Origin of the sequence: Amycolatopsis sp. NPDC006131, assembly GCF_040614175.1 — a bacterium.
GTDB lineage: Bacteria > Actinomycetota > Actinomycetes > Mycobacteriales > Pseudonocardiaceae > Amycolatopsis_E > Amycolatopsis_E tucumanensis.
Window position 1 is genome coordinate 1 of sequence record NZ_JBEXTX010000034.1, and the last position, 7,542, is coordinate 7,542.

The 7,542-nt window shown below is 73.9% G+C and carries 7 protein-coding genes; all 7 read right to left on the reverse strand.

Going from position 1 to position 7,542, the window contains the following annotated elements; genetic code table 11:
* Nucleotides 1-203 precede the first annotated feature (203 nt).
* Entirely contained in the window at nt 204-1,697 is a 1,494-nt protein-coding gene (locus ABZ215_RS19105) for a beta-xylosidase (protein ID WP_354950604.1), read from the reverse strand.
* Nucleotides 1,698-1,758: 61 nt separating this feature from the next.
* Entirely contained in the window at nt 1,759-2,676 is a 918-nt protein-coding gene (locus tag ABZ215_RS19110) for a GNAT family N-acetyltransferase (protein ID WP_354950533.1), read from the reverse strand.
* Entirely contained in the window at nt 2,673-3,104 is a 432-nt protein-coding gene (aroQ, locus tag ABZ215_RS19115; RefSeq protein WP_020422365.1) for a type II 3-dehydroquinate dehydratase, read from the reverse strand. Before aroQ ends, ABZ215_RS19110 begins: the two co-directional genes overlap by 4 nt.
* On the reverse strand, nt 3,101-4,210 hold the full coding sequence (aroB, locus tag ABZ215_RS19120) for a 3-dehydroquinate synthase (RefSeq protein WP_354950535.1): 1,110 nt from the start codon (nt 4,208-4,210) through the stop codon (nt 3,101-3,103). Before aroB ends, aroQ begins: the two co-directional genes overlap by 4 nt.
* A complete protein-coding gene (locus ABZ215_RS19125) occupies nt 4,207-4,710 on the reverse strand; it encodes a shikimate kinase (protein WP_020422367.1) in 504 nt (167 codons plus the stop codon). Before ABZ215_RS19125 ends, aroB begins: the two co-directional genes overlap by 4 nt.
* Nucleotides 4,707-5,918, reverse strand: a complete 1,212-nt coding sequence (aroC, locus tag ABZ215_RS19130) for a chorismate synthase (RefSeq protein ID WP_269462685.1) — start codon at nt 5,916-5,918, stop codon at nt 4,707-4,709. The genes ABZ215_RS19125 and aroC overlap by 4 nt, the downstream gene beginning before the upstream one ends.
* A gap of 693 nt (nt 5,919-6,611) precedes the next feature.
* Nucleotides 6,612-7,082, reverse strand: a complete 471-nt coding sequence (locus ABZ215_RS19135; RefSeq protein WP_354950607.1) for an A24 family peptidase — start codon at nt 7,080-7,082, stop codon at nt 6,612-6,614.
* Nucleotides 7,083-7,542: the final 460 nt, after the last annotated feature.

A 7,542-nucleotide genomic window follows, 5' to 3' on the forward strand; every position in this document is an offset into this window, starting at 1 on the left:
TGCTGGTCCTGGCGCGCGGCTCAAGCGGCCCACCGCGCCCCAAGCCCGTGCCCACAGGCCGCCGGGATCCAGCCCAGTGCGGGGCCGGCCGGATCGCCACGCCACTGCGCCCGGGTCACATCCCTCGGTCCACGAGCCGTCGGCCCCCGGCAGGGCCGCGTTCACGCGCTGCTGGTCCTGGCGCGCGGCAGGCCGCCGGGGATCTAGCCCAGCGCCGGGCCGGCCGGGTAGCCACGCCACTGCGCCGGGGTCACGTCCTCCGTCGACGAGCCGTTGGCGATCACCGCTTCCGCCCGGCGCACGGGGTAGAGGCGGCCGTCGTCGAGCAGGAAGCCCACCCCCAGCCCGGTGGCCTGCAGCGCGCGTGTGCCGGACTCCAGCCGCGCCGCGACCGGGAACTGGTTCAGCACGTCCAGCCGCGTGTCGAGCACGTGCCCAGCCAGTTCCTGCGCCACCGAGCGGCGGTCGATCCGCACGACCTGGCCCGACACGACCAGGTCCATGGTCCGCACCGGCGACGGCATGGCGAAGCCGTCCAGCACCGTCAGCGCGCGCTGCGGGTCGGCGCAGGCGTTGACGCCGACGATGTCCAGCCCGAAGCGCCGCAGGTCGGTGGGCGCGCCCGCCTCGCCGGTCACGGTCGCGCGCACGACGTCCAGCGGCACCCGCCCGCACGGGTCCTTCGCCGACACCGGCGCGTGCCCGTCCGGCCGCCGCACCAGGCCGGGCCCCTCCCGCCACACGCCGGGGATCAGCAGCGGCTGGAACGGGGCGCGCAGGAAGTCGCGGTCCCAGAACGTGATGGTGGTGCCGTCGGCGGTTTCGTGCGCGATCGCCCACGCGTTCAGCGCGTCGATCCACATCAGGTCCGCGCTGAACGCGTCGACCAGCGACTTGGTGCGCGGTGCGTTCGTGCCGGCCACCGCAGCGAACCCGGCCTCCCCCAGCGCTTCCACGCCGCTGCCGAACGCCGGGTCCTTCGACCGCAGCACGAACTGGCCCGCGCCGTTCCAGCCGGCGGCGAGGCCGGTGGTGTCGGTGAACATCAGGTAGAACCAGCCGTCGAGGTACACCGCAGCAGGCTGGCCCGCGCCGTAGAGGTTTTCGCGGTGGGTGTCGTGGGCGGGGTCCACGATGGGTCTGCCGCCGTTCGCGCGCTGCCAGGTGATCCCGTCGGTGCTGGCCGCGAGGCCGATGGAGTTGCCGAGCGCGTGGTCGCCCGCGGCGCCGGTGTAGTACTGGTAGTAGGTCCCGTCGACGCGGATCACCGACGGGTCGCAGGCGTGCACGCCATCGAACTGGCCGGGGTTGCCGGAGAGCACGGCGGGTGGCACGGACCCGCCGGGGCCGGTGAACGGGCCGTCCAGCGAGGCGGATTCGGCGTAGAGGATGTCGTCGCCGGGCGGCGGCGAGCCCGGGTACTGGCTGCACCACCACATCCGGTTGGTGGCGCCGTCGGCCATCAGCGTGGGGCCGTAGTTGTAGGGCGCGCCGGGGCCGCCGGCCGCGACGACGCCGGGGCTTTCGCGCGGCGAGTCGGTCTTGAGCTGGACCGCGGCGGGTGTGGCGGTGGTGGTCTCCGGTTGGGCGCCGCCGATGACGCCCTTCCCGGCGCCCTCGGCCTGCGGCGGCACGCTGCCGGTGCACCCGGCCAGCGCGGGGACGGCCAGCACCGCGGCCAGCAACGCGCCGAGCACCCTGCGTCTGCCCACCCGTCGTCCTTTCCCTTTCCGCCAGCAAGCTCAGTGTAGAGACTGATTAACCCGGTCGAGTGACACGCGGGGAGTCGGCGACGAGCTCGATTTCGAAGCCGTCGGCGTTCTCCAGATACGCGGCGTGATGATCAGGGCCGCCGGCATGCGGGTAGCGGTCGGCGAACAGCGGGCGCCAGCCGTGCGCGAGCGCGGCTTCCGCGAGCTGGTCGACGCGCTCGGGCGGGCCGGCGTGCAGCGCCAGGTGGTTGAGGCCCGGCGCGCGGCGGTCGTGCGTGGCGGCGGTCAGCGCCGGGGACTGCTCGACCACGAGGTATCCTGCGCCGAGTTTCCAGCTGACGCCGTCGCGCCAGCGCTGGTGTTCCTGCCAGCCGAGTTCGGTGAGCAGCCAGCCGAAGCTCTCCTCGGCGCGCGCGAGGTCGGGCACCCACAGCTCGACGTGGTGCCACTGCCCTGCGGTGGCGGGCAGCGCGACGAACACGCGGTGCGGCCCGCCGTAGTGTTCGCCGCCGCCGACGTCAGTGAAGCCCAGGCGCCGCACCAGGTTTTGACTGGACACATTGGACTCGTGCACGAGCGCCCACACGGCGGGCAGCCCGAGCGCGGCGAAGGCGTGGCGAAGCAGCGCGGCTGCCGCCTCGGTCGCCAGGCCGTGGCCGCCGTGGGCGGGGTCGAGGAAGTACCCGATCTCCACGAGGTCGCCGGACAGCTCGGCCGATGGCCGCAGGTGCGCCAGCCCGATGACGTCGCCGTCGCGCTCGATGACCCAGTGACCGGTGCCGTCCGGCCCGGTGTAGGCGAGGCGCCGCTCGACCGAGGCCCGGCACTGGTCCGGGTCGCTGAGGTCGGCGGCGAGGAACCTGCTCGTGTCCGGGTCGGCGAAGACCCGGACGATCGATTCGGTGTCGGCGGGTTCGAGGCCTCGCAGGCGCAGCCGGGCGGTTCTGAGGTCGGGGACGGTCATCCGGCGTTGGCGGCGAGCCAGCGCAGGGCGAGCGGGTAGCCGTCGACACCGAGCCCGGCGATGACAGCCGTGGCGATGTCGGAGAGCACGCTGTGGTGGCGGAACGCCTCACGCTTGTGCACGTTGGAGATGTGCAGCTCGATCAGCGGCGCGGCGAGCTGCGCGGCGGCGTCCCGCACGGCGATCGAGTAGTGCGTCCAGGCGCCCGCGTTGAGCACCACCGGGTTCCCGCCGTCGGCGGCTTCGTGCAGCCAGCCGACCATCTCGCCCTCGTGGTCGGTCTGCCGGACCTCGACGTCGATGCCCAGCTCGCTGCCGGTCTTGACGCACAGCTCCGCGAGGTCGGCGTGGGTGGTGGAGCCGTAGACGGCGGGCTCCCGCTTCCCGAGGCGGCCGAGGTTGGGACCGTTGAGCACGAAGACCTTCACAGCAGCACGCTCCCACCGTCGGACTGCCGCGGTCCGGCGACCGCCGAGTACGCCGCGGCCAGCAGAGCCGGGTCGGGGCCTTCGAGGCGACCCGGTTTGGCCAGGCCGTCGAGGACGACGAAGCGGAGCACGCCGGAGCGGGTCTTCTTGTCCTTGCGCATGGAGTCGATCAGCTGCGGCAAGGCGTCCGGGTCGTACTTGGTCGGCAGGCCGAGGCGCTCCAGGATGGCGGCGTGCCGCTCGGCGGTGGCGTCGTCGAGCCGCCCGGCGAGGCGGGCCAGCTCGGCGGCGAACACCAGGCCCACGCTGACCGCCGCGCCGTGGCGCCAGCGGTAGCGTTCGCGGCGCTCGATGGCGTGGCCGAGGGTGTGGCCGTAGTTGAGGATTTCGCGCAGGTCGGACTCACGCAGGTCGGCGGCCACGACGTCGGCTTTGACCTGGATCGATCGGCGCACCAGCTCGCCGAGGACGTCACCGGCAGGGTCGGTCGCCGCCTCGGGATCGGCTTCGATGAGCTCGAGGATGCGCGGGTCGGCGATGAAACCGGCCTTCACGACCTCGGCCATGCCGGCGATCAGTTCGTTGCGCGGCAGGGTTTCCAGGGTAGCGAGGTCGACAAGGACGGCGCTGGGCTCGTGGAAGACGCCGACCAGATTTTTGCCCGCGTCGGTGTTGATGCCGGTCTTGCCGCCGACGGCGGCGTCGACCATGCCGAGCAGCGTGCTGGGCACGTTGACCAGCCGGACGCCGCGCATCCAGGTGCCCGCGACGAAGCCGGCGAGGTCGGTGACCGCTCCCCCGCCGAGGCCGATGACGACGCCCTGGCGGTCGAGGCCGATGCGGCCGAGGACCTCCCAGCAGAAGCCGGCGACGGACAGCGCCTTGCCGTCCTCGGCGTCGGGGATCTCGACGCGGTGGGCGTCCAGCCCGGCGGCGTTGAGTTCGTCGCGCACGGCTTCGGCGGTGGTGGTGAGCGTGGGCTGGTGGATGATCGCCACGCTGGAGGCGCCCTTGACGGCCTCGGTGAGCTCGCCGAGCAGGCCGCGGCCGACGACGACCGGGTACGGCCGGGCGGTGCGGACCTCGATCCGGACCGGGTCGGTCACTGCGTTTCCTCCAGGGCTAGTTCGCGGGCGATGGCGTCGACGATCTCGGCCGGGGTGCGGTCGTCCGTGGACACCTCGATGGTGGCGACCGAGCGGTACACCGGCAGCCGCGCTTCGAGCAGCGAGCGGTAGGTGGCGCGCGGGTTGACCCCGGCGAGCAGCGGGCGGGCGGTGGACAGGCCGACGCGCTGCACGCCTGCGGCGAAGCCGACGTTGAGGAAGACCACCGGGTGGCCGACCAGGCGTTTCTGGGTGCCCTCGGCGAGGACCGCGCCGCCGCCGACGGAGAGCACGCCGTCGTGCTCGGCGAGGGCCTCGGCGATCACTTCCTCTTCGAGCGCGCGGAAGGCCGGCTCGCCGTCGTCGGCGAAGATCTCCGCGATGGGACGGCCGGCGCGGGCGACGATGTCGTCGTCGCTGTCGCGGAACGGCACGCCGAGGCGCTGCGCGAGCAGCGGCCCGACGGTGCTCTTGCCGGACCCGGGCGGGCCCGCGATCACGATGCAGGGAGGTTGGCCCACCGTTCCTCCAGTGCCGCGAGGTAGGACTCGGCGTTGCGCTTGGTCTCGGCCAGCGAGTCGCCGCCGAACTTCTCCAGTGCCGCGTCGGCGAGCACGAGCGCCACGACGGACTCCAGGACGACCCCGGCGCGCGGTACCGCGCACACGTCGGAGCGCTGGTGGATCGCGACGGCGGGCTCCCCGGTGACGACGTCCACAGTGGACAGCGCGCGCGGGACGGTGGAGATCGGCTTCATCGCGACGCGCACGCGGACCGGCTCGCCGTTGGTGATGCCGCCCTCGAGGCCGCCGGCGCGGTTGGACCGGCGGGTGACGCCGACCGGGCCGGTGCCGCGGTCGATCTCGTCGTGGGCCTTGCTGCCCCAGCGGCGGGCGGTGGTGAAGCCGTCGCCGACCTCGACGCCCTTCATGGCCTGGACGCCCATGAGCGCGCCGGCGAGGCGCGCGTCGAGGCGGCGGTCCCAGTGGACGTGGGAGCCGAGCCCCGGCGGCAGCCCGTAGGCGATGACCTCGATGACGCCGCCGACGGTGTCACCGGCCTGGCGGACCGCGTCGACCTCGGCGATCATCGCGTCGGTGGCTTCCTGGCCGAACGCGCGGACCGGGGATTCGTCGACCGCCGCGAGGTCCTCGGGCCCGGGCAGCGGGCCTTCGGGGGCGACGGCCCCGCCGATGGAGACGACGTGGCTCACGATCTCCGCGCCGAGGAGTTGGCGGAGGAAGTTCCGGGCGACGGTGCCCAGTGCCGTGCGGGAGGCCGTCTCGCGGGCGCTGGCGCGTTCCAGCACGGGGCGGGCCTCGTCGAAGCCGTACTTCTGCATGCCCGGCAGGTCGGCGTGGCCCGGGCGGGGGCGGGTGAGCGGCTCGTTGCGGGCGAGGCCCTCGAGCTCGGCCGGGTCCACGGGGTCGGCCGACATGACCTTCTCCCACTTGGGCCACTCGGCGTTCTCGATGTGCACCGCGACCGGTCCGCCCTGGGTGACGCCGTGCCGGACGCCGCCGAGGAACTCGATGTGGTCGGTCTCGAAGCCCATGCGGGGGCTGCGGCCGAACCCGAGCCGCCGGCGGGCGAGCTGCTCGCTCACGTCGGCGGTGGTGACCTCGACCCCGGCCACCATCCCTTCGAGCACGGCCGCGAGGGCCGGACCGTGCGATTCACCAGCGGTTATCCAGCGCAGTACCACCAGACGATCCTGTCATGAGGGTTGTCGCCCGGTTCAGGCGGCTCCGACGGGCGCGGGCTGACCCGCGCGGGGTGGTCGCGAGGGCGGGGTTGACGTGGTCCGTGCGCTGGTCGCGCCGGCGGGTCCGGGTGGCGGGCCGGTGTGCCCGAGGTGGCGCGCCGGTGTGCCCGAGGTGTGCGCGCGTGGTGGGCCGGTGTGCCGGAGCCGGCGCGCCGGTGTACCCGGGGTGGCGGGCCGGCGCGCCCGGGGTCGCGCGCCGGTGTGGCCAACGTGGCGCGCGGCCGGCGGCTGCCGGCCATTGCGCTCGCCCGGCTCCGGCGGGCGGGGGCTGCCTGCGAGCGGTGGTCGCAGAGGCGGGGTTGACGTGGTCCGCCCGCTGGTCGCGACTGTGTGTCCGGGGTGACGCCGCGTGTGTCCGGCACGGCGCGCCCCCAGCGGCTGTCTGCCGTTGCGTTCGCCCGGCTTCCGGCGGGCGGTTGCCCCGCGAGCGGCGCACGCAGCGGTGAGACTGCTGTGGCTCCACCCGCTCGTGGCTCCGCAGTGTCCGAGCTGGCGCGCTGGCTGGCGGCTGCCGGCTTTCGCGTTCGCCCGGCTCCGCCCGGCAGTTGCCCCGCGAGCGGCAGGCGCGCTTGACTCCCGCACCTTCTCCGGGGAGCACGACATGCCCGCAGCAGGCGGCACCGGCCTCCCCCGTGCTCAGCCAGGGCGGATCAGGACCAGCGCGGTGGCCGCAGCGAGCAGGCCGGGGCCGTGCGGCACCCCGTTTCGCCAGCGGCGGGTGGCGGCCAGGACGGCTGTGACAAACGCGGCCAGCACTGTTGCCACCGGCAACGCGGACCAGCCGACGGAGCCGAGCGCCGCGCCGAGGGCGCCGGCCAGCTTGACGTCACCGGCGCCCATGGCATGTGGCGCCACGAGGTGGATCACCAGGTGCGCGCCGCCGAAGACGGCGGCCGCTCCGAGGGCCTTCGCCGGATCCGGTGCCACCGCGACGAGGAGCGGGTACGCGGGCAGCGTGAGCACGTCCGGCAGCCGCCGGTGGCGCAGGTCCGCCGCGATCAACGGCACGGCGAGCGCGGCCAGCACGAAGGCCGTCCAGGCAGGCGCCAGGACGGCGAGTCCCGCCCAGGCCGCACCGGTGCCGAGCGCCACCACGGCGGCCGACACCGGAGCTTCGGCTCTCCGGAGCAGGCTCACCGTCCCGGCACCCACTGTCGTTCCGGCGGCGCCGACCGCCGCCACGATTCCCCAGTTCACGAACCCAGAGTGCGCTGCGGGCGGCGGAATGCCAAATCATGCGGCGCACGAAATTCCCACTCGCACGGCATCCGTCGCGCGAGTGGTCATTTCATGACGCGCGAACAGTCCAGTCGCGGGCGCACGAGAATCCCACTCGCCTAGCCGGAGCGCGCGGGTTCGCACGAGTGGTCCTCTCGTGCGGCAATCAGGCCGCGCGAGAGGTCAAGTCGTCGTCGCGCGAGGTTCCCACTAACGCAGGGGCGACGTGTAGCGGCGGAAGTGGTTTTGGGGCGATGGCGGGAACTTGGAACGCGAAGGCAGGAGTTGGGGGGCGACAGAAGGTTCGACGCATGGCAGGCACCTGAGGCTGCGCGGGAAGCCGAAGCGC